At 70.2% G+C, this 20,629-nt stretch carries 19 protein-coding genes; 10 read left to right on the forward strand and 9 right to left on the reverse strand.

Features of this window, described 5'->3' with window-relative positions:
• Window positions 1–2 precede the first annotated feature (2 nt).
• The 3 genes from ETD83_RS44260 to ppk2 all read right to left on the reverse strand — a co-directional run bounded on the left by ETD83_RS44260 (window position 3) and on the right by ppk2 (window position 2,286).
• Window positions 3–674: an arsenate reductase ArsC gene (locus tag ETD83_RS44260; protein WP_138644315.1), complete on the reverse strand. Its 672-nt coding sequence runs from the start codon at window positions 672–674 to the stop codon at window positions 3–5.
• A gap of 27 nt (window positions 675–701) precedes the next feature.
• A complete protein-coding gene (locus tag ETD83_RS07425) occupies window positions 702–1,400 on the reverse strand; it encodes an arsenate reductase/protein-tyrosine-phosphatase family protein (protein ID WP_230420749.1) in 699 nt (232 codons plus the stop codon).
• 82 nt (window positions 1,401–1,482) lie between these two features.
• The gene (gene ppk2 / locus ETD83_RS07430; RefSeq protein WP_138644316.1) at window positions 1,483–2,286 is read right to left on the reverse strand and encodes a polyphosphate kinase 2; all 804 of its coding nucleotides are present in this window, start codon (window positions 2,284–2,286) and stop codon (window positions 1,483–1,485) included.
• Window positions 2,287–2,872: 586 nt separating this feature from the next.
• Between ppk2 and ETD83_RS07435 the strand changes: the two genes are divergently transcribed.
• The 3 genes from ETD83_RS07435 (at window position 2,873) to ETD83_RS07445 (ending at window position 5,599) form a co-directional block, all read left to right on the forward strand.
• Window positions 2,873–3,895 (forward strand): ParB/RepB/Spo0J family partition protein, encoded by a 1,023-nt coding sequence (locus ETD83_RS07435; RefSeq protein ID WP_205717536.1) that lies wholly within the window; start codon window positions 2,873–2,875, stop codon window positions 3,893–3,895.
• Window positions 3,896–4,163: 268 nt separating this feature from the next.
• Window positions 4,164–4,376, forward strand: a complete 213-nt coding sequence (locus tag ETD83_RS07440; RefSeq protein ID WP_329602686.1) for an MbtH family protein — start codon at window positions 4,164–4,166, stop codon at window positions 4,374–4,376.
• Between the two features lie 539 nt (window positions 4,377–4,915).
• Complete coding sequence (locus ETD83_RS07445; RefSeq protein WP_171064059.1) at window positions 4,916–5,599, forward strand: LmbU family transcriptional regulator; 684 nt, start codon at window positions 4,916–4,918, stop codon at window positions 5,597–5,599.
• A gap of 193 nt (window positions 5,600–5,792) precedes the next feature.
• On the opposite strand, the gene ETD83_RS07450 is transcribed toward ETD83_RS07445, so the two are convergent.
• On the reverse strand, window positions 5,793–6,029 hold the full coding sequence (locus ETD83_RS07450) for an MbtH family protein (protein ID WP_138644317.1): 237 nt from the start codon (window positions 6,027–6,029) through the stop codon (window positions 5,793–5,795).
• Between the two features lie 258 nt (window positions 6,030–6,287).
• On the reverse strand, window positions 6,288–6,935 hold the full coding sequence (locus ETD83_RS07455) for an FMN-binding negative transcriptional regulator (RefSeq protein ID WP_138644318.1): 648 nt from the start codon (window positions 6,933–6,935) through the stop codon (window positions 6,288–6,290).
• Window positions 6,936–7,181: 246 nt separating this feature from the next.
• Between ETD83_RS07455 and ETD83_RS07460 the strand changes: the two genes are divergently transcribed.
• The 4 genes from ETD83_RS07460 (at window position 7,182) to ETD83_RS07475 (ending at window position 11,735) form a co-directional block, all read left to right on the forward strand.
• Entirely contained in the window at window positions 7,182–8,498 is a 1,317-nt protein-coding gene (locus tag ETD83_RS07460; protein WP_171064060.1) for a lysine N(6)-hydroxylase/L-ornithine N(5)-oxygenase family protein, read from the forward strand.
• Between the two features lie 256 nt (window positions 8,499–8,754).
• Entirely contained in the window at window positions 8,755–9,660 is a 906-nt protein-coding gene (rfbA, locus tag ETD83_RS07465) for a glucose-1-phosphate thymidylyltransferase RfbA (RefSeq protein ID WP_138644319.1), read from the forward strand.
• A complete protein-coding gene (gene rfbB / locus ETD83_RS07470) occupies window positions 9,660–10,643 on the forward strand; it encodes a dTDP-glucose 4,6-dehydratase (RefSeq protein WP_138644339.1) in 984 nt (327 codons plus the stop codon). The genes rfbA and rfbB overlap by 1 nt, the downstream gene beginning before the upstream one ends.
• 99 nt (window positions 10,644–10,742) lie before the next feature.
• Window positions 10,743–11,735, forward strand: a complete 993-nt coding sequence (locus ETD83_RS07475) for a Gfo/Idh/MocA family protein (protein ID WP_138644320.1) — start codon at window positions 10,743–10,745, stop codon at window positions 11,733–11,735.
• Window positions 11,736–11,756: 21 nt separating this feature from the next.
• Here the strand turns inward: ETD83_RS07475 and ETD83_RS07480 are convergent, their stop codons facing one another.
• From ETD83_RS07480 to ETD83_RS07490, 3 genes are read right to left on the reverse strand one after another with little or no spacing between them, the layout of a single operon-like run.
• Window positions 11,757–13,145: an NDP-hexose 2,3-dehydratase family protein gene (locus ETD83_RS07480; protein ID WP_138644321.1), complete on the reverse strand. Its 1,389-nt coding sequence runs from the start codon at window positions 13,143–13,145 to the stop codon at window positions 11,757–11,759.
• Complete coding sequence (gene rfbH / locus ETD83_RS07485) at window positions 13,142–14,446, reverse strand: lipopolysaccharide biosynthesis protein RfbH (protein ID WP_138644322.1); 1,305 nt, start codon at window positions 14,444–14,446, stop codon at window positions 13,142–13,144. Before rfbH ends, ETD83_RS07480 begins: the two co-directional genes overlap by 4 nt.
• Window positions 14,439–15,536 (reverse strand): NAD-dependent epimerase/dehydratase family protein, encoded by a 1,098-nt coding sequence (locus ETD83_RS07490; protein ID WP_171064061.1) that lies wholly within the window; start codon window positions 15,534–15,536, stop codon window positions 14,439–14,441. The genes rfbH and ETD83_RS07490 overlap by 8 nt, the downstream gene beginning before the upstream one ends.
• Before the next feature lie 245 nt (window positions 15,537–15,781).
• On the opposite strand from ETD83_RS07490, the gene ETD83_RS07495 reads away from it, so the two are divergent.
• From ETD83_RS07495 to ETD83_RS07505, 3 genes are all read left to right on the forward strand, one after another.
• Complete coding sequence (locus tag ETD83_RS07495; protein ID WP_171064062.1) at window positions 15,782–17,086, forward strand: activator-dependent family glycosyltransferase; 1,305 nt, start codon at window positions 15,782–15,784, stop codon at window positions 17,084–17,086.
• Between the two features lie 66 nt (window positions 17,087–17,152).
• Window positions 17,153–17,818 (forward strand): dTDP-4-dehydrorhamnose 3,5-epimerase family protein, encoded by a 666-nt coding sequence (locus tag ETD83_RS07500; RefSeq protein WP_138644325.1) that lies wholly within the window; start codon window positions 17,153–17,155, stop codon window positions 17,816–17,818.
• 148 nt (window positions 17,819–17,966) lie between these two features.
• Window positions 17,967–19,271: an activator-dependent family glycosyltransferase gene (locus tag ETD83_RS07505; RefSeq protein WP_230420751.1), complete on the forward strand. Its 1,305-nt coding sequence runs from the start codon at window positions 17,967–17,969 to the stop codon at window positions 19,269–19,271.
• Here the strand turns inward: ETD83_RS07505 and ETD83_RS07510 are convergent.
• The gene (locus ETD83_RS07510; RefSeq protein WP_138644327.1) at window positions 19,268–20,020 is read right to left on the reverse strand and encodes an AfsR/SARP family transcriptional regulator; all 753 of its coding nucleotides are present in this window, start codon (window positions 20,018–20,020) and stop codon (window positions 19,268–19,270) included. The two genes, ETD83_RS07505 and ETD83_RS07510, sit on opposite strands and share 4 nt — an antisense overlap.
• Between the last annotated feature and the right edge of the window lie 609 nt (window positions 20,021–20,629).

Here is a 20,629-nt window from a genome sequence, read left to right on the forward strand (position 1 = left end):
GGTCAGGCGCGGGTGGGGACCTTCAGGTCGTCCAGAAGGGCGCGGACGCGTCGTTCGATCTCGTCCCGGATGGGGCGGACGGCCGCCACGTCCCTGCCGCGGGGGTCGTCGAGGGTCCAGTCCAGGTAGCGCTTGCCGGGGAAGACGGGGCAGGCGTCGCCGCAGCCCATGGTGACGATGACGTCGGCGGCCTGGGCGATCTCGGTGGTCCAGGGCTTGGGGAACTCGGCGGTGATGTCAATGCCGGCCTCGCGCATCGCCTGGACGGCGGCGGGGTTGATCTGGTCGCCGGGTTCGGACCCGCCCGACCACCCGATCGCCCGGTCTTCGGCCAGGTGCGTGAAGAAGCCCAGCGCCATCTGGGAGCGTCCGGCGTTGTGCACGCACAGGAACAGCACGATCGGGGTACCGCTGGTGTCCTTGCCCTCGACGCGGGCCAGGGCGAGCAGGCGCTGGCGGGCGAACCGCTCGGCGAGCAGCGGCAGGAAGTGCGGCACGGTCGCGCGTCCGGCGAACTGGTCGTAGCTGGTGTGCAGGTACCGGTCGACGGTCTCGGCGCCGAAGGTGCCGGAGAACTCGTCGGCCAGGCGGCGGGCCGCGGTGAACAGGGCATGCTGCTGGTCGACGCTCAGGTCGGCGCGCCGGTACGCCTCCGTGCTCGGGCTCTCGGACATCGGGGCATCCCTCCCAGGGATGGTCGGTCACTCAGGGACGGTCTCGCCGTCCCGGGGCCGGACGGCCGCGGTGAGCCGGTCGACGCGGGACGCGATCTCGGTGAAGGCGGACTCGAACGCGGCGCCGGTGCCGGCGCCGATGGGGTCGGGCACCGACCAGTGCAGGCGCGGTTTGGGATCGAGTTCCTCGTAGGCGTTGTCGCAGACGGCCACGACCAGGTCGCCCGCGCCGACCACGTCGTGGACGTGCCGCGTGCCGTGCCCGTGGAGGACCAGGCCGTGCCGGTGCGCGACCGCGATCGCGCGCCGGTGCACGCGCGGACCGGGATGGGTGCCCGCCGACGCCGCGGGGACCGGGCTGCGCCGCGTCCACAGGGCCGCGGCGAGCTGCGAGCGCGCCGAGTTGCGGGTGCAGACGAACACCACCCGTGATGCCGCCACCGCCCGGACCCACGCGGCCGGAGCCAGCGCGTCCAGTGCGCCCGGCGCCAGCCGCACGTAGGTCCGCCGCCGGTCGGCCTCCGAGCGCGTCCTGTCGATCACCCCGGCCTCGGCCAGGACCCGCAGGTGATGGGCCAGCAGGTTGGACGGCACGCCCAGCGCCGCGCCCAACTCGCCGGGCGTGGCGTCGCCCAGCAGCAGGTGGTCGACGATGGCCAGCCGGACCCGCTCGCCCAGCGCCGCGTGGACGGCCGCCCGCCGCTCGATCCCATTCATCTCAACCATGATTGAGTCAATATTCGTTGAGGAACCTGGGGGAGTCAAGCGGCCGGGGTCAGCCTCCGCGCCGTCACAGGCGGCTCCGGCGTCATCTGGGAAGGGTCGCGGAGTGGTCGGGGACGTAGGACTGCATGTCGCGCGGTGACCGCTCGTAGCCTTTCGGGGGAGGCCGTTTGGGCAGCTTCAGCGGCGGGCGCTCCACGGCGTGGTAGGGGATCGTCGACAGCAGGTGCGCGATCATGTTGATCCGTGCGCGCCGTTTGTCCTCGCTCTCCACGACGTACCAGGGCGCCTCGGGAATGTCGGTGTGGACGAACATCTCGTCCTTGGCGCGCGAGTAGTCCTCCCAGCGGGTGATGGACTCCAGGTCCATCGTCGACAGCTTCCACCGCCGCGTCGGGTCGTCGAGCCGGCTGCGGAAGCGGCGTTCCTGCTCGGCGTCGCTGACCGAGAACCAGTACTTGCGCAGCAGGATGCCGTCCTCGACCAGCAGCCGCTCGAAGATCGGGCACTGGTGGAGGAAGCGCGTGTACTCCTGCTTGGTGCAGAAGCCCATGACGCGCTCGACGCCCGCCCGGTTGTACCAGGACCGGTCGAACAGGACGATCTCTCCGGCGGCGGGCAGGTGCTCGGTGTAGCGCTGGAAGTACCACTGCGTACGCTCGCGGTCGGTCGGCGCGGGCAGCGCCACGATCCGGGCGACGCGAGGGTTGAGGTACTCGGTGACCCGTTTGATCGTGCTGCCCTTGCCGGCCGCGTCCCGTCCCTCGAACACCACGACGACGCGGGCGCCCTCGTCGCGGACCCATTCCTGCAGCTTGACCAGTTCCGTCTGGAGCCGGGCCAGCTCCGGCTCGTACACCCCTCGGGGCAACCGCTTGACCTTGCTCATGCATCATCCTTACCCCTCGCCCCTCCGTTCCACGAACGTCGGCAGGTGGGGGTCAGCGCAGGTAGGCGGACCACTGACGCAGACGGCGGCGATACACCACCGCACCTGCGCGGCGGCGCGGCCGGTGGTGCCGAACAGCGGCGGCCCGCCGGGACCTTCGGTCCACGCGTCCGCCGCCGGTGACCTCGGCTAACGGGTTCGGTTAGCCATCGGTTAGGACTGTCTTATTAATGTCGAATGACAACCGCATCTGGACCAATCGCGAAAGGGAGGCCGAAAGGTATCCGGCGTCTGGATCCAGCGTTGGGACGTCCCCGACGAGGCGGTCCGGCCGTTTTTGAACGGAGTAGCCGAACGGCGTCATTCGGTGACCTTCTTCCCCGCACCGGGTCGGCTGCAGGCTCTCGCGCATGAGCCTCGGTACAACGAACGGTAATGGTTCTTCTTCGTGGATCGCTTCGATCATTCCATTGGGGGCTGGGTCGAATTGGACGGTACTGCGCATGACCGGGACTTCGGGGAGGATGCCTTCGCCAGGCATCTGTCGTTACAGCAGGAGGGCGTCGAGCGCTCCGCGGCGGTACGCGTGCCCATCGAATCGCTGGTGATGTCGGAATCGCCGCGGGTGGACGGTGAGGACGCGGAGCACGTGCGGATGCTCGCGGAGTCGGGCGCGGCCATGCCCCCGATCCTGGTGCACCTGCCCTCTCGGAGGGTCATCGACGGCATGCATCGCCTCCGGGCCGCGATGCTGCGCGGCGAGGAGGAGATCGAGGCGCGCTTCTTCCACGGCACCGAGGCCGATGTGTTCGTGCTCTCGGTCGCGGCCAACATCCGGAACGGGCTGCCCCTCTCGCAGAAGGACCGTGTGGCGGCGGCCGAACGCATCTTCGTCGGCCACCCCGAATGGTCGGACCGGATGGTCGCGCTCGTGGTGGGGTTGTCCGCCAAGAGGGTCGGGGCGCTGCGGCGGGAGGGCGCCGGCCACGTCCTGCAGCCCGCCGTCAGGATCGGCCGGGACGGGCGGGCCCGCCCGGTGGACGGCGCCGCCGGCAGGGAGCGCGCCGCGAAGCTGCTCGCCAGCGACCCGGACGCCTCGCTCCGCAAGATCGCCCGGGCGGCCGGCATCTCTCCCGCCACCGTCGCGGACGTGCGCGACCGGATCCACCGTGGTGAAGACCCGGTCCCCGCGCGGCGCGCCGCCAAGCCGGGGCGCCCCCGGGCGGACGAGGGCCTGGAGGTCTGCGGCACCGCGCCGGAGGACGCGCCGGCCAAAGTGATCTCGAACCTCACCGCCGTCGTCGAGCGGCTGCGCAGGGACCCGTCGCTGCGCCATACCGATGCGGGCCGGACGCTGCTGCGCATGTTCGACGCGTGCCAGGCGGTCGTCCGCGACGAAGAGGCCATCAAAAAGGGGCTGCCTCCGCACCGCCTGGATTTGATGGCGGAGTTGAGCCACGCCTGCGCGCAGGTATTGCGGTCGTTCGCGGGAGAACTGCGGGAGCTGCGATCATCTCAGCCGCCCGAGGACCCGCCGGGCAGCGGCCTGAGCCTCGCCTCTCGCGGCCGCCGGGCCGCACTTGCACCAAAGGTTAAGAGGTCTGCGTGACCGGGTGCGATTATCCCGCTACCGAGTGCCTCATCGAACAGCGGAACTTCGAACACCGCGACCACTCTCAGTCGGTGGCGGTCGCGGTGGCGAGGCCCCGTGTTTTTGTGGCCGGAAACGGACGTCCCAGACTGTCCAACTGGCGACGTGGCCGCACTTGACCATGCGCCTCCCTGATCGCTAATCATTGTCTGCGTGGCGGCTAGGACTCCGGAAAGCGGATCCGAACATGACTCCTCGAATCGATCTCTCTAGAAGGGACATCGTGGTGACGAACCCATTCGAAGACCCAGACGCCATGTACCTGGTTCTGGTCAACGACGAGGGACAGCATTCGCTCTGGCCGGTTTTCGTCGACGTGCCCGGCGGTTGGAGAGCGGTCTTCGGGGAGGCCGCCCGCCAGGAGTGCCTGGACCACATCGAGAAGTCCTGGACCGACATGCGACCCGACAGCCTGATCGAGGCCATGGACAAGAGGTAGCGCGGGGGCGCCGCTCCCAGGCCCGGGGTGTGCCCGGTGGGATGTGACGCCGCAGTCCGTACGCCCTGATCACGCAGTGAACGACGGCCTCTGAGTGCGGTCGTGTGGCCGGAGCCTGAGCGGCTCCGACGGGGAAGGAAGGACGACGGGGTGATCGAAGACGCAGGCTCGGGGATAACGCCCGCTCCGTCCCGCCGTAGCGCCGGCATGATAATCCGTGATCGCGTCGAAACCGGCGTTCCCCGGTTGTTCCGATCGCGGATGCCGAGCGGCCATGGAGATCGTGGAAAGGGGCGTGAGCGGGCCGGCGCCGCGGGCGCGTAAAATGCGTGTCGGACGGCCGTCGGTGAACGACCTTGATCGGTTATCGCCGCCGGGACGGGGAAATCTGGTCTGACGCTCCCGATAGTTGGCCGACGTATGCGACCAGCTGCTCCCTGCGATGCCCCATGTGACCCAAATCGTCCTTATCCGGACATATCCGCCCCTAGTCCGAACACGTCCGCAAGCTGTCGTTGCGGTATTCGTGCGGAGGATCAATGCCGAACCGAACCAGTGACCATCAAGGAACAAAATCCGTTCTCTTCCGCCGCCCCCCGCAGCCGGGGCCGCGGCGGCCCGTGCCGGACGACCCGACGGCGCGCAGCCAGGTGCTGACCACGAAGGTGGGGCTGCAGATACCCGCCGGGCTGGCCTTCGAAGACTGGGAGCGAGCCGGCCATCAGCTCTCCGGCCTCGTGAATTCGTCACTGTGGTGGCTCGGAGACTGGCTCATCTACGGAAAGGAGAACTATACCGACCGATACGAGCGCGGTATTCGCGCCGTCGGCTTACAATATCAGACCCTGCGGAATTACGCGTGGGTGTCCGGGCGATTCGATTTACACAGACGGCGGCCGGCCCTGAGCTTCCAGCACCACGCCGAAGTGGCCTCCCTTCCGGTGCAGGAGCAGGACAGCTGGCTCGACCGCGCGGAGAAGATGAAATGGACGACCAAGCAGCTGCGCAAGGCCATTCGCGTGGCCCGCGACGGCGAGGCGCTCGACCTGACGAAACCAGAGCAGCCGGAACGAACGGAGGAAACGCGGCGGCTGGCCGTCCCGGGTAGTCACCTTCAGCGGTGGCACCGGGCCGCGACGCAGTCTGGAATCGATTTCCAGCAGTGGGTCCTGGCGACTCTGGACCGCGCCGCCGAGCGAGTCCTGGAAGAGGTCGAGGACTAGTTTCGTCCCGTGTCCCGCCCCTGCGCGGTAGGCCGGCGGGCACGGAAACGTCCAGATCTTCTTGAAGTGGCCGGGCCCGTTTCCCCTGGGGGATGCAACGGGCCCGGTGCCATGTTCACCCGGCGGGCGGGACGGTGTCCCGGCCGGCGAGGCGCCACGAGATGGCGCGGGGCGGCGCGAGGCGGCGCGAGGCTCAGGCCCGGCCGTTGGAGGCCCGGTCCGCGGCCATGGCGTCGCGCAGGCTCCTCGGCCTCATGTCGGCCCAGTTCTCCTCGATGAAGTCCAGGCACTGCTGGCGGTCCTCCTCACCGAACACGACCGTCCAGCCGGCCGGGACGTCGGTGAACGACGGCCACAGCGAATGCTGCTCCTCATCGTTCCTCAGGACGTAGAACAGGCCGTTCGGGTCGTCAAAGGGATTGGTGCTCATCGTCCACTCCAATTCGAGCCGTGCGCGCGTAGGCATTCAGGGGTGTGCACGGTGGGGTGAATGCCGGGCCGATGGGGCCGTCCAGCACGCTGATCATTGAGGGCCGGTGTGACTTCGATGGGGCCCGCGCGGAACGGCGGGCCCCGATCGTGTCCTCTTCTGGTTACCCACAGCGAGCACACCCTACCGACGGAACGCTCGGGTGGAATAGTTACCGATCAGGAACCTTGGAATGGCCCCGGCCGGGAACTTCCGGGCTCAGCGCGGCAACCTGCCCATCAGGCGAGCCGTTTCCCGGTGCCGGGTGCATTCGCTTCCGTCGAACGATTTCTGGACGCGCTCGAAGACCTCCGCCGGCTGCTCCTGGCTGAGCTTGAACATGCCCTTGGCGCTCGTGACCGTGACCCGGAACGCGCCCACGCCCGTGACGATCCGGCGGAAGTAGCCGAGCGATTCGGACTGGTCCCACCCGGCGCCGAAATCGGCCTCGAACGCCAGCGCGGTGGACCGGACCACCTCCAGCGTCTCCTCGACCGACTCGATCTTCTGGACCGTCCCGCGGACGTGCACCGCAGTGAAGTTCCAGGTGGGCGCGGCGGGCGTCACCTCGTACAGGGCCGGCGAGACGTAGGCGTGCGGGCCGCTGAACGTCAGCAGGATGGCGGCGCCCGTCTCCAGCGCCTCCCAGTGCGGGTTCATCCTGTTCATGTGGCCCAGGAGCGTGGCGCCCTCCAGGTCGCCTGGCCAGTCGGGATGCGCGGCCGGATCGGGGATCACCGGCAGGTGGGTGGCGAACGGCCCCTCCGCGTCGCCGCCGTTGATCACGGCCAGGGCCAGCGGATTGCCGCGGACGAGCTCGGCCATCCAGGCGCCGTCGGGCTCGCGATAGAAGCTGGGAACGAACATTGTGAATTCACATCCTCCGCGCCGGTCGCGTGCGTTGCTGTCCTGTCGGCAGGACAGGGCTCCGCCGGACGGCGACTGTTGAAGGGACACGTTTCCCCTTAAGTTGACCCCAGGTATTCTTCGGCGCAACAGCGAATGCACGGCTCCGGACCCGGCCCGGCAAGAATGGCGGTATCCGTGCCATGGCTGCCGGAATTCGCCCGCTAAAAGTGCCGGACTCCCTGTCTCGGCAGCGCTAAGGGAGAGATGTCTGTGCGTACCGGTTACGAGGCATACGATGTGGTCGGCATCGGATTCGGCCCGTCGAATCTGTCGCTCGCCATCGCCCTGGAGGAACACTGGGCCAACGCGTCGGAGCGTCCGCCCGCGGCCGCCTTCTTCGAACGGCAGCCCGCATTCGGCTGGCATCGCAGCATGCTGCTGCCGTCGACGACCATGCAGGTGACCTTCCTGAAGGATCTGGCCACCTTCCGCAATCCCATGTCGCGGTTCAGCTTCATCGCGTATCTGCACGAGATGGGCCGCCTGGCGAGGTTCGCCAACAACCAGAGCTTCTTCCCGACGCGCCAGGAGTTCCACCAGTACCTCGAATGGGCCGCCTCCGGCTTCACCGACCGCGTCCGCTACGGCGCGACAGTGGAGGAGATCCGGCTGCCGCCCGGCACCGGGCCCGAGACGGCCGATCACCTGTGGTTGCGCGTTCGCACCGCGGCGGGGACGGACACCGTCAACGCCCGCAACGTCGCCATCTCGACGGGGCTGGTGCCGCGCATGCCCGCCGGTGTCGACCGGGACGACCGGGTCTGGCACAGCTCCGAGTTCCTGGAGAAGTACGGGCGGACGAAACCCGGCGACCTCGCGCGGGTGGCGGTGGTCGGAGCCGGGCAGAGCGCGGCCGAGATCACCCGGTTCCTGCACGAGAACCTCCCGGGCGCCGAGGTCACCTCGGTCGTCCCGTCCTACGGCTACTCCATCGCCGATGACACGCCCTTCGCCAACCAGGTCTTCGATCCCGGCGCCGTGGACGAGTACTACTTCGGCAGCGACCGGACGCGCGAGGCGTTCTGGAACTACCACCGCAACACCAACTACTCGGTCGTCGACGACGAGGTCATCCGCGACCTCTACCAGCGCTCGTACGAGGAGGAGCTGTGCGGCGCCGCGCGGCTGCGGTTCCTCAACCTGACGCGGGTCGAGGGGGTCAAACGGGCCGGCGACAGGATCCACGTGTCCCTGTCGTCGCTGCTGGACGGCAACGCGGGCGAGCTGGAGGTCGACGTGCTGGTCTTCGCCACCGGCTACGACGCGATGGAGCCGGCCGGGCTGCTCGGCGACCTGGACCGGTTCTGCGCACGCGACGAGGAGGGGCGCTACCAGGTGCAGCGGGACTACCGGCTCGTCACCCCTGGCCTGTCCTGCGGCATCTACCTCCAGGGCGGGACCGAGCACTCGCACGGCCTGACCTCGTCGCTGCTGTCGAACACCGCCATCCGCAGCGGCGAGATCGCCGACTCCATCATCCATCGGCGGGCCGAGCGTGAGCTGCCGAGCCTGAACGCCTGACCCGGCGCGCGGGACAGGCCGGGATGAACGCATTCTCATCGCGGCCCCGGCAGTTATTGCCTCGCCGATTCCCGAGCCGACGGAAATTCACGGAGTACCGCCACGGTTTTTGGCCGGCCCAAGATTCGCTTTGGACGGGCAGCCCAGGATGTGGCGCATCGCTTTTGTCTGCGACAAATGGAGGAGATGTGGTCCACCGGACTTTCCGGGCGGCGCGCCGAATGGCCGCACGCCCCTGTTCCGAGGCCTTAAACCGGTGAAGGGCATTGTGCTGGCGGGCGGGAACGGGACGCGGCTGCAGCCCCTCACCCTCGTGGGCTCCAAGCAGCTCGCCCCGGTCTACGACAAGCCCATGATCTATTACCCGATGTCCGTGCTCATGCTCACGGGCATCGACGACGTGCTCATCATCGCCCGTCCCACGGAGATCGACCTGTTCCGCAGGCTGTTCGGGGACGGCGGCAGGCTCGGCATGCGCATCGACTACGCGGCCCAGGACGAGCCACGGGGGATCGCCGACGCCTTCCGCGTCGGCGCCGACCACATCAAGGGGGAGGAGTGCGCCCTGATCCTGGGTGACAACCTCTTCCACGGCGCGAAGCTGCCGTCCAGGCTCCGCAGGGCCGCGCAGGAGATGCGCGGCTGCGTCCTGTTCGGCCACCAGGTGGCCGAGCCCCAGCACTTCGGCGTCGCCGAGATCGACGCGAAGGGGCAGCTCATCTCCATCGAGGAGAAGCCGGAGCACCCGCGTTCCAATCTCGCGATCCCTGGCCTGTACTTCTTCGACGACACCGTGACGGACATCGCGCAGGGCCTGCGGCCCTCCGCGCGCGGCGAACTGGAGATCACCGACGTCCTGCGCGCGTACCTGGCGGAGGGGCGCGCCGATCTGGTCTGGCTCGGCAGGGGCGTCACCTGGCTGGACACCGGGACCCACGAGTCCCTTCTCGACGCCGGGCGGTTCGTCCGGGACACGCAGCACCACCAGGGCACGCGCCTCGGCTGCGTCGAGGAGATCGCGATGTACATGGGCTTCATCAGCACGGAGGCCTGCTACGAACTCGGCGCCGAGATGAGCGGTTCGCCCTACGGCCGGTACGTCATGGACAGCGCCCGCCGGCACCGCCTGAACCCGGCACCCGCCAGCTTCCTGGAGGAATGATGCATCTCCTGATCACCGGCGCCGCCGGGTTCATCGGATCCGCGTACGTGCGCGCGCTGCTCGGCCCCCGCCCCTTCGGCACGGCGGCCGAGGTCTCCCACGTCACCGTGCTCGACAAGCTCACCTACGCCGGCAGGCTCGACAACCTCGATCTCACCCACCCGCGGCTCAGCTTCGTCCAGGGCGACATCTGCGACGCCGAGCTCGTCGACCGGCTCGTCGCCAGGGCCGACCAGGTGGTGCACTTCGCTGCCGAGTCCCACGTCGACCGGTCCATCGCCGGCGCGGACGCGTTCGTGCGCACCAACGTGACCGGCACCCAGACGCTCCTGGACGCGGCGCTCCGCCACGAGGCCGGCCGGTTCGTGCACGTGTCCACCGACGAGGTCTACGGCTCCATCACGACCGGCTCCTTCACCGAGGAGGACCCCCTCGGCCCCAACTCGCCCTACGCGGCGTCCAAGGCGGCCTCCGACCTGATCGCCCTCTCCTACCACCGCACCCACGGCCTGGACGTCCGGGTCACCCGCTGCAGCAACAACTACGGGCCGCGGCAGTTCCCGGAGAAGGTCATCCCGCTGTTCATCTCGCGGCTGCTCACCGGCGGCGAGGTGCCGCTGTACGGCGACGGCAAGAACGTCCGCGACTGGCTGCACGTCGAGGACCACTGCCTCGGCATCGACCTGGTGCGCGCGGGCGGCCGTCCCGGCGAGGTCTACAACCTCGGCAGCGGCACCGAGCTGAGCAACCTGGAGCTCACCGAGCTGCTGCTCAAGGAGTGCGGCGGCAGCTGGGACCAGGTGCGCTACGTGGAGGACCGCAAGGGCCACGACTGGCGCTACTCGATTCACGACGGCAAGGCCCGCGGCGAGCTCGGCTACCGTCCCCGGCGCGACTTCGAGTCCGGCCTCGCCGAGACGGTGGCCTGGTACCAGGAGAACCGCGCCTGGTGGGAGCCGCTCGGCCGCGGCGCCACGGCATGACCCAGTGCCACCGCATGACCAGTGACACCGCATGACCACGTGACCGGGCATGACAGCGTGACAGGCTTAACGAGCCCCGGCGTCCCTCTGGAGGAACTTGTGGCAGCACCACCACGACCGCTGCGCTTCGGCGTCCTCGGCTGCGCGGACATCGCGTGGCGCCGCACCCTCCCGGCGATGGCCGCCGCGCCGGGTGTCGAGGTGGCCGCCGTCGCCAGCCGGGACGCGGCCAAGGCGGCCCGGTTCGCGGCCGCGTTCGGCTGCGAACCGGTGGTGGGGTACGAGGCGCTGCTGGCGTCCTCCGGCATCGACGCCGTCTACGTGCCGTTGCCCGCGATGCTGCACGCCCGGTGGGTCGAGGAGGCGCTGCGCGCGGGCAAGCACGTCCTGGCCGAGAAGCCGCTGACCGGGGACGCGGAGAGCACCGTGCGGCTGCTGCGGCTCGCGGAGTCGCTGGGGCTCGTGCTCCTGGAGAATGTCGCCTTCCCGCACCACGCGCAGCACGCCCGCGTCCGCGAGCTGCTCGCAGACGGCGCCATCGGGGACGTGCGCGACTTCACGAGCGTGTTCACGATCCCGGAGCTCCCCGCGGACGACATCCGCTGGCAGCCGGACGTCGGCGGCGGCGCCCTGCTGGACATGGGCATCTATCCGATCCACTCGGCCCTGTACTACCTCGGGTCCGGCGTCGAGGTGGTCGCGGCCGTGCTGCGGGTGCGGGCCGGCACGGGCGCGGTGGCGTCCGGGCGGATCCTCGCGTGCACGCCCGGCGGGGTGACGGCCGACCTGCTCTTCGGGATGGCGCACTCGTACCGGACGAGCTGCGAGTTCGCGGGCGGCGCCGGGCGGCTGCTGCTCGACCGGGCGTTCACGCCGCCGCCGGAGCACCGGCCGGTGCTGCGCGTCGAGCGGCAGGACCACCGCGAGGAGATCACGCTCCGCGCCGACGACCAGTTCGCCAACGTCGTCCGGTACTTCGCGGACGCGGTGCGGACGGGGACCGGAGCGGCCGACCGCGCGGCGGCGAGCCTGCGCCAGGCCCGGCTGGTCGCGGACGTCGAGCGGCAGGCGGTCCGGATCGAGATCCCGTAGCTCCGGTCCCGTGGCCCGCCGCTACGCCTCCTTCAGCGTGTTCAGGCACACCAGGAGCGTCCGCGCCTGGACGCTGACGTAGTGGCTGTGCTGGGCGAGCGCGGCGAGCTGGTCGCGGGAGACCCAGCGGAATCCGGGCGGCGCGTCGAGCGGCGCCTCGCTCTCGCCGGCCTCCACGACGAGGTAGCGGCTCACCGCGTCCAGGAAACGGCCGCCCTCCTCGGAGTGCAGCGCGCAGTAGCGGATCCGGGACGGGGCCGCGGCGGTCACCAGGTCGAGGAAGGGCGGCCGGTCCTCCGGGGGCAGGTGCGCGTGGTTGCCGGGCGTGCACTGGACGGTGGGGCCGAGCTCCGCGTCCAGGAAGCCGCCCTCCGCGCGGGCGCGGACCAGCACGTGCGGCACGCCCTCGATCGTGCGGGTCAGGAAGGCGACGACGCCCTGTCCGCGCGGCTCGAACAGCGGCTGGGTCCAGTGGCCGACCTCGCGGTTGCCCGCCTGCACCGACACGGCCACGACGCGGAAGTACCGCCCGTCCTCGTGGTCGATGGAGGACGCGCCGCGCGTCCACCCCGGCACGCTGGCGAGCGGGACGCGTTCGCCGCGGATCGGGGTCACGGACCGCTGGGCGGCGAGCCAGGACAGCAGCTCGGTGTCTGAGCCCAGCGCGTGGGCGGCGCTCTGCCCGTACAGGCCGGCCAGAGCCGAGCGCGCGTCCATGTTCACCGTGTTGTCGTAGGCCAGCAGCTCGTGGATCTGGCCCAGGGTGAGCCAGCGGAAGTCCTCGTGCTCCGGTACCGGGCCCACCGCTTCGACGATCATGTTGCGGTTGCGCTTGCGGTGGAACCAGGAGCCGTGCTCGGACTGCAGCACGTCCGACAGGACGCGGCCCCGGGACGGGTCGGTGAAGTACTCCAGGTAGCGGACGGCCGCACCTTTGTGGACCTTGGTGTAGTTGCTGTACGTGGCCTGCACGGTGGGGGAGAGCTGCAGCAGCTCGGGGTTGCCGGGCTCCATCTTGGCCTGCATCAGGAAGTGCAGGACGCCGTCGAACTCCCGGGCCAGGATGCCGAGGATGCCGACCTCCGCCTGGACGATGATGGGCTGCTGCCACTCGACGCGGGCGGGCTGCTCACCGACGCCGACGCGCAGCCCCTCCACGGTGAAGAAGCGGCCGCTGCGATGGACGAGGTTCCCGGTCTCCGGGGCGAAGGACCAGCCGTCGAGGGCGTCGAAGGGGATGCGGTCCACCGCGAACCGGACCTCGCCGCGGCGCCGGTGGAGCCAGCCGCGGATCTCCTCCGCGGAGTCGCCCGTCAGCGTCGCCGCCGACAGGGCCACGCGGCCGGGAAGCGCGGCGTCCTGCCGCGGCCTGAGCGACGGCCGTACCCGCTTGTCATCCACGGCGGTCATCGGTTGTCCTCCACGAACTCGGTGATGGAGGCGATGACGTAGTCGATCATCTCCTCGGTCAGGCCCGGGTAGACGCCGACCCAGAAGGTGTGCTCCGTGACGAGGTCGCTGTTGGTCAGCTCGCCCGAGATCCGGAAATCGCGGTCGGCGTAGGCGGGATGGCGCGTCAGGTTCCCGGCGAACAGCCGGCGCGTGCCGATCTTGCGGTTCTCCAGGAAGTCCACGAGCTCCGCGCGCCGGAAGGGCGCCTCGGGGTCGACGGTGATGATGAACCCGAACCAGCTCGGGTCGCTGCCCGGCGTTGGCTCCGGCAGCAGCAGCCACGGCACGTCCGCGAGGCCCTCGCGCAGGCGCCGCCAGTTGCGCCGCCGCGCCGCGCAGAACTCGTCGAGCTTGTCGAGCTGGGTCAGGCCGAGCGCCGCCTGGAGATCGGTCGCCTTCAGGTTGTAGCCCACGTGCGAGAAGATGTACTTGTGGTCGTAGCCGGCCGGCAGCGTCCCCATCTGGTAGCCGAACCGCTTGCGGCAGGTGTCGCTCTCGCCCGGCTCGCACCAGCAGTCCCGGCCCCAGTCCCGCAGCGACTCCACGATCCGGGCCAGGACCAGGTTCGAGGTGAGCACGCAACCGCCCTCGCCCATGGTGAGGTGGTGGGCCGGGTAGAAGCTGACGGTCGTGAGGTCCCCGAAGGTCCCCGCGAGCCGCCCCTTGTAGGTGGTGCCGACCGCGTCGCACGTGTCCTCGATCAGCAGCAGGTCGCGTTCCTCGGCGAGCTCCGCCACCTCCGCGACCTCGAAGGGGTTGCCGAGCGCGTGCGCGATCATGATCGCCCGGGTGCGGGGGCCGATGGCCTTCTCGACGCGCTCGACGGTGGTGTTGTACGTGCGCAGGTCGATGTCCACGAAGACCGGGACGAGGCCGTTCTGCAGGATGGGGTTCACGGTCGTGGGGAAGCCCGCCGCCACCGTGATCACCTCGTCGCCGGGCATCAGCCGGTGGTCCCCGAGCTGGTGCGAGGTGAGCGCGGTGACCGCGAGGAGGTTCGCCGAGGAGCCGGAGTTGGTCAGATGCGCCTTGCGCCGCTCCATCCGGCGGGCGAAGGCCGACTCGAACCTCCTGGACGACTTGCCCGCCGCGATCCGCATGTCCAGCGCGGCCTCGACGAGCGCGGCCCGGTCCTCCTCGTCGAGGACGGCGCCGGACGGCCAGATCTCCGTGACGCCCGGGACGAACCCCCGGCCGCCGTCGCTGTCCTGGTGGTACTTGCGGACCTCATCGAGGATGTGCGCGGCCCGTTCACTCATGTGCTGTCCTTCCTTGGCCGTCCCGGAGTCGAGCGGCCGTCCCGGAGTCGAGACCGTTCGGTACGTCGGGGACGAGCACCCCCGTGGCCGTGAGCAGATCGCGCACCGAGTCCGTGAGGGTCCGGCGCGGTGCCCAGCCGAGCAGCCGCCGCGCCCGCGAGATGTCCAGGCGCTGCCATAGGGCGTCGGAGCGGTTCGCCTGGGCGGGCTGCTCCTCCTGCACGCGGACCGACCGGCCGCTGCAGGTGATCATCAGGTCGACGAGCTTGCGGACCGGGATGGTCTCGCCCCGGGCGATGTTGACGACGGCTCCCGCCTCGGCGAGTGCGGGCGCCGGGACCAGCGCCGCGGCGACGACGGCGTCGGCGACGTCCCGGACGTCCACCAGGTCGCGGTGGGCGCGCAGCGGTGCGAGCCGCAGGACGTCCTGGCCCGCCGCCAGGTGGGCGGCCACGGTCCCGGGGAGGCTGCCCCGGGGGGCGCCCGGCCCGCACGTGACGGAGACGCGCAGGACCACCCCGTCGACCTCCCGCCTCCGGACGGCGCCGACGACGGTGCGGGTGCCCGCCAGCTTGGTGCGCCCGTAGGCGGTCGCGGGCGCCGGCGGCCAGTCCTCGTCGATGAGGTCGTCCGGGCCCGCCGGCCCGTACTCGTGGGCGCTGCCGAGCTGGATGAGGCGGGGCCGCCGCGGCAGGGCGGCGACGACGTCCGTCAGCCGCTCCACCAGGCGCGCGTTGAGCTCGGTCATCTGGTCCGCGGTCGCCTCCCAGACGGCGCCCACGGCGTTCACCACGACCTGCGCCTCGGCGTCGGCGCACAGGCGGGTGAGCTCGGCGAGGTCGGCGGCGGCGATGTCGAGGCGCACCGTGCTGCTCGCCCCGTGGTGGCCGTTCGCGCCGTCGTGGCCGTTCGCCGCGTCGTGGGTGACCGCGGCGCCGGGCCGGGCGCCCCGGGCGACCCGGACCACCCGGGCGCCCGCCGCGGCGAACGCCGTGCAGATGTGCTGCCCCAGATAGCCGGAGGCGCCCAGCACGAGGACCGATTGACCGGTGAGCGTTCCTTTCACGAGCGGGCCTTGCCCTTCGTTCACGGGGCCTGCGGGAAATGGTTCCAAGAAACTCTCCCTGTCATCCGGCCTTCCGCTCTGTAGGTTCTCCACGCGAACCGGTCCGGCAAGTGTGGCCCGCGCGGCTAAAGCGGATCTAGGCCCAGCCTTTCGCGCCATTCGGCGGTAATTCGGCGGCGGGCGGGCGGGCCAAGAACAGCTCAAGGTCGCCTTTAGGAGGGCCCGCGAGGGTTTTCGATGTTCTGGTGCCTACGGAGGAGTTGACCGCTGTGCGCGTCCTGTTTGTCACCGTTCCCTGGCGGACTCACTTCCAGCCCGTCGTGCCGGTGGGGTGGGCCCTGCAGACGGCGGGCCACGAGGTGCGTGTCGCCAGTGGCCCGGAGCTGGCCGACGTCATCACCGGATCGGGCCTGACCGCGGTCCCGGTCGGCTCCGACGAGCCCGTCCTGCAGAAGCTCGGCGAGATGTACAGCGAGGAGCACCAGGAGATCGTCGACACCCTGGAACGGCTCGGGGCGAACGACGACCTGCTGTTCGCCTTCGCCGAGAACCGCGCGGAGAAGCTCACCTGGGACCGCCTGCGCTGGCTGAACCGGTACCTCACCGAGATCCTCAAGGTCATGAACGACTCGATGATCGAGGACCTGGTGGAGTACTGCCGCTGGTGGAAGCCCGACCTGGTGCTCTGGGACTGGCTGAGCTACGCGGGCTCGGTCGCGGCCACGACGGTGGGGGCGGCCCACGCCCGCATGACCACCTCGATCGACATGGACGCCCGGTTCCGGCGGCACTTCGTGCGGGTGCATGCGGAACAGGCCCCCGAGCACCGGGAGGACGCCCTGGCGGACTGGCTCGGAGGCTGGGCGGAGAAGTACGGCGCGTCGTTCGCCGAGGAGATGGTGACCGGGCATTTCACCATCGACCAGATGGTGGGCTCCATGCTGCTGGAGTCGGACGTGCCCCATGTGCCCATCAGCTACGTCCCGTACAACGGACCCGCCGTCGTCCCGGACTGGGCCCGCCGCGACCCGTCGAAGCGGCGCGTCCTCGCCACGTTCGGGGTGAGCCAGGACGAGGGGGCGGACTACCAGGCCCTGGTCGTCGATCAGGTGCAGGACATGCTGGACTCCCTCGCCGATCTCGACATCGAGCTGGTCGTGACCCTGTCCGAGCAGATCCAGAAGGAGCTGGAGCGCGTCCCCGGCAACACGAGGATGGTGGAGTTCGTGCCGTTGCACGTCGTCATCCCGTCGTGTTCGGCCGTCATCCATCACGGGGGAGTCCCCGCGTTCCTGGACTCGATCGCCCACGAGGTGCCGCAGCTGATGGTCGGCCGCGTCGTCCCGGACATCGAGGACCGCGCACCCCGGCTGGAGCAGGCCCGGGGCGGGCTGTGGATCCCGCCGGGCGAGCTGAGCGGGGAGCGGATCCGGGAGCAGCTCGTGCGGCTGCTGGACGAGCCGGAGTTCCGCGAGGGCGCCGCGCGGCTGCGCGCGGAACTGCTCGCCCAGCCGGCGCCCCGCGACGTCGTCCCGGAACTGGAGCGGCTCGCCGGCCGCTACCGCTCTCGTTGATGCCACTGGCCTGGACCGCTGTCCGGTCGCCAGGACAGCGCCCGATCAGGGAGGCGTGAGGATCCTATGGAGATCGAGGAGACGGACGCCGTTCCCGGCGCCTATGTCATCACCCCGCACCGGCACACCGACGAGCGCGGAGCGTTCTTCGAGTCCCTCCGCACGGACCTGGTCAGCGAGGCGATCGGGCGACCGTTCACGGTCCGCCAGGTCAACTACTCGGTGTCGCGGCGGAACACGCTGCGCGGCGTGCACGGGGTGCTCATCCCGCCGGGACAGGCCAAGTACGTCACCTGTGTCCGCGGCGCGTTCCGCGACATCGCCGTCGACCTGCGCGTCGGCTCGCCCACGTTCGGCCGGTACACCGTCAACGTGCTGAGCGCGGAGAACGGTGTCGCCGTCCACCTCACCGAGGGGCTCGGCCACGGCTTCCTGGCGCTGACGGACGACACCTGCATCTGCTACGCCCTGTCGACGGTCTACGTGCCGGGCACCCAGTTCGAGATCGACCCGCTCGACCCGGAGCTGGCCCTGCCGTGGGGGTTCACCGAGCCTCCGCTGCTGTCGGAGAAGGACGCGCGGGCGCCGACCCTGGCACAGGCCCGCGCGAAGGGCATCCTGCCGCGCTGGCCGGGGACGCCGCCGGAGGGCGCCGAGCAGCCCGGGCCCGATGGCAACGGCGCCGCACACGATGGCACGTCTCGCCCGGCCGCGCGACCGTCGTACCGCTGATCCGGCCGCTGATCCGGCCCGCCGGACCGGCCGGGTGCTGGAGGGGCGCCGGACGGGCGCCGTCCAGGCCAAGGACGGTTCAAGGTCGCCTTAAGAGGGTTCGGCGAGGGTTTTCGATGTTCCGGTATCTACCTAGGAGTTGACCGCTGTGCGCGTCCTGTTCGTCACCATTCCTTGGCGGAGCCACTATCACCTCGTCGTGTCGATGGGGTGGGCCTTGCAGGCGGCAGGGCACGAGGTGCGCGTCGCCAGCGGGCCCGAGATAACCGACGCCATGACCAGATCGGGGCTGACGGCGGTCCCGGTCGGCTCCGACGAGCCCATCATGGAGAAGCTGGAGAAGCTGCTCGACGCGGACGTCCTGGGAAAGGTCGAGGAGCTCACCGAGCAGGGCGACCTCCTGGTCGACATGTGCGAGAACCGCGAAGAGGAACTCACCTGGCAGCGCCTGAAATGGGCGTACCGCATGTACAAGCGGACCCACGCGGCCATGAACGACTCGATGGTCGAGGACCTGGTGGAGTACTGCCGCTGGTGGAAGCCGGACCTGGTGATCTGGGACTACCTGAGCTACGCGGGCGCGGTCGCCGCCGCGGCGGTGGGGGCGGCCCACGCGCGCATGCCGATCGGGTTGAACGCCGAGGCCCGGATGCGGGCGAACTACCTGCGGGTGCGGGCGCAGCAGCCCCTGGAGGACCGTGAGGACCCGCTGGAGGAGTGGCTCGGAGGCTTGGCGGAGAAGTACGGCGCGTCGTTCTCCGAGGAGCTGGTGACCGGGCAGTTCACCATCGACCAGATGGTGGGCTCCCTGCGGCTGGAGTCGGACGTCCCGAGCGTCCCCATCGGTTACACCCCGTACAACGGGCCGTCCGTGGAACCGGACTGGACCCGGCGCGACCCGTCGAAGCGGCGCGTCCTGGCCACCTTCGGGATCAGCCTGGAGCAGGCCGACTGGGCCCAGGCACTCTCCAACGAGCAGTTGCAGGGGATGCTGGACGGCCTGGCCGACCTGGACATCGAGCTGGTCGTGACGCTGCCGGAGAAGATCCAGAAGGAGCTCAAGCGCGTCCCCGACAACACCAGGATGGTGGAGTTCGTGCCGTTGCACGTCATCATCCCGTCGTGCTCGGCCGTCATCCACCACGGGGGCATCGGCCCGTTCCTGGACTCGATCGCCCACGAGCTGCCTCAGCTGATGGTCGGCCGCGTCCTGCCGGACATCGGCGAGCGCGGTCCGCGCCTGGAGCAGGCCGGGGCCGGCCTGTGGATCTCGGGTGACGATCCCGGGGAGCTGAGCGGGGAGCGGATCCGCGAGCGCGTGGTGCGGCTCCTGGACGAGCCGTCGTTCCGGGAGGGCGCCGGGCGGTTGCGCACGGAGCTGCTCGCCCAGCCGACCCCCGGCGAGGCGGTCCGGGAGCTGGAGCTGCTCACCAGCCGCTACCGGTCGCGTTAATGGCCGTCGTCCATCAGGATCGCCCGCTGGACGTCCTGGAGCGCCGCTCCGGGCTCGACGCCCAGCTCCTCCCGGAGCGTCCGGCGGGCCCGCTGGTAGGCGAGCAGGGCGTCGCCCCGGCATCCGCTGCGGTGCAGCGCCAGCATGAGCTGCCGGTGGAACGCCTCCCTGATGGGGTGCTCGGTGCTGAGCAGGTACAGGTCGCTGACGAGCTCGCGGTGCCGCCCGAGGGCCATGCGCGCGTCCATCAGGCCCTCCATGCACTCCAGCTGGGCCTCGTTGAGCCAGGTGCGGAACCCCTGGAGGATCGGCCCGCGCGCCGCGTCGGCGGGAAGCGGGCCCCGGCACAGGGCGAGCGCGTCCTCGAAGCTGCGCACCGCGGCCTTGTGGTCGCTGCTCCTGAGATGGGCCCGGCCCTCTTTCAGCAGGGCCGTGAAGTCGCGCAGGTCGAGCCCGTCCGGCGGCGCCAGCGTCAGGACGTATCCGGGGGGCCGGGTGAGGACGGGGCTCGGCTGCGTTCCGGGACGCCGGAGCAGTTTGCGGATCTGGGAGATGTAGACGTAAAGGCCCGCCGTGGCACTGCGCGGCGGTTCCTCTCCCCAGATCTCCCTGATGAGCCGGTCGGCGCTGACGACCTGGCCGGACCGGATGATCAGCGCGGCCAGCAGGATCTCCACCTTCTGCGCGTTGACGGTCTGCGCGCTCTTTCCGTCGATGACGCGCAGCGGTCCCAGAATCTCGTAACGCACGCTGTGAACTCCCATTCTCTGGAAAGACGTTCGTCCGCGCCGGGTGACGCCGCTGCGGTGGCCGCGGCGTGCGGAATTCGTCCGGTGAGTGAAAGTCGGGACGGAGCCGCGGATCAAGGAATTCAGAGCCTTCTGCCCCACCTGTGGAGATTGACATCCAGTGGTGGGAGGGACCGCGCCCCGGCTGGCCTGAACATACCTCAGATCGGCCGATCGTGACCCGGCCGCGGCGGGTGCCGGGCGCCCGGCCGGCCGGCCGGTACCGGTGCCGGACCAGCGTGCGGGCCGCCATCCGGCGTCCTCGGCGGCCCCGAACCGCTGTCTGGTCGCCAGGACAGCGCGTGAGTTCCATAAACGGGAGGCAGGCCGGGCTTCCGGGAATGGGTGCCGCGCCGTGTTCGAGCATTGACAGGCGCCTGGGGCGACGTGCTTTCCTAATGGCTGCGCGACCATCCCTACAGGACGGAAACGGGCGGACTCGAGAACGGCGGTCCTGGCGAGAACCGGCGCGCGCGGGGTCGCTGTCGGCTCGATATTCCCCCGCCGGTTCGGTGACATCGGTCAAGTGACGGTTCCATCTCCTGGTGCCAGATAACTGTCGCTCTGCCG

It is taken from the genome of Actinomadura soli (assembly GCF_005889715.1).
Lineage (GTDB): Bacteria > Actinomycetota > Actinomycetes > Streptosporangiales > Streptosporangiaceae > Spirillospora > Spirillospora soli.

Excerpts from the sequence above, each read along its gene's own strand:
- ETD83_RS44260 (WP_138644315.1), bottom strand. The coding sequence starts at position 674 with ATGTCCGAGAGCCCGAGCACGGAGGCGTACCGGCGCGCCGACCTGAGC.
- ETD83_RS07425 (WP_230420749.1), bottom strand. The coding sequence starts at position 1,400 with ATGGTTGAGATGAATGGGATCGAGCGGCGGGCGGCCGTCCACGCGGCG.
- ppk2 (WP_138644316.1), bottom strand. The coding sequence starts at position 2,286 with ATGAGCAAGGTCAAGCGGTTGCCCCGAGGGGTGTACGAGCCGGAGCTG.
- ETD83_RS07445 (WP_171064059.1), top strand. The coding sequence starts at position 4,916 with ATGCCGAACCGAACCAGTGACCATCAAGGAACAAAATCCGTTCTCTTC.
- ETD83_RS07450 (WP_138644317.1), bottom strand. The coding sequence starts at position 6,029 with ATGAGCACCAATCCCTTTGACGACCCGAACGGCCTGTTCTACGTCCTG.
- ETD83_RS07455 (WP_138644318.1), bottom strand. The coding sequence starts at position 6,935 with ATGTTCGTTCCCAGCTTCTATCGCGAGCCCGACGGCGCCTGGATGGCC.
- ETD83_RS07460 (WP_171064060.1), top strand. The coding sequence starts at position 7,182 with ATGTCTGTGCGTACCGGTTACGAGGCATACGATGTGGTCGGCATCGGA.
- rfbB (WP_138644339.1), top strand. The coding sequence starts at position 9,660 with ATGCATCTCCTGATCACCGGCGCCGCCGGGTTCATCGGATCCGCGTAC.
- ETD83_RS07480 (WP_138644321.1), bottom strand. The coding sequence starts at position 13,145 with ATGACCGCCGTGGATGACAAGCGGGTACGGCCGTCGCTCAGGCCGCGG.
- rfbH (WP_138644322.1), bottom strand. The coding sequence starts at position 14,446 with ATGAGTGAACGGGCCGCGCACATCCTCGATGAGGTCCGCAAGTACCAC.
- ETD83_RS07500 (WP_138644325.1), top strand. The coding sequence starts at position 17,153 with ATGGAGATCGAGGAGACGGACGCCGTTCCCGGCGCCTATGTCATCACC.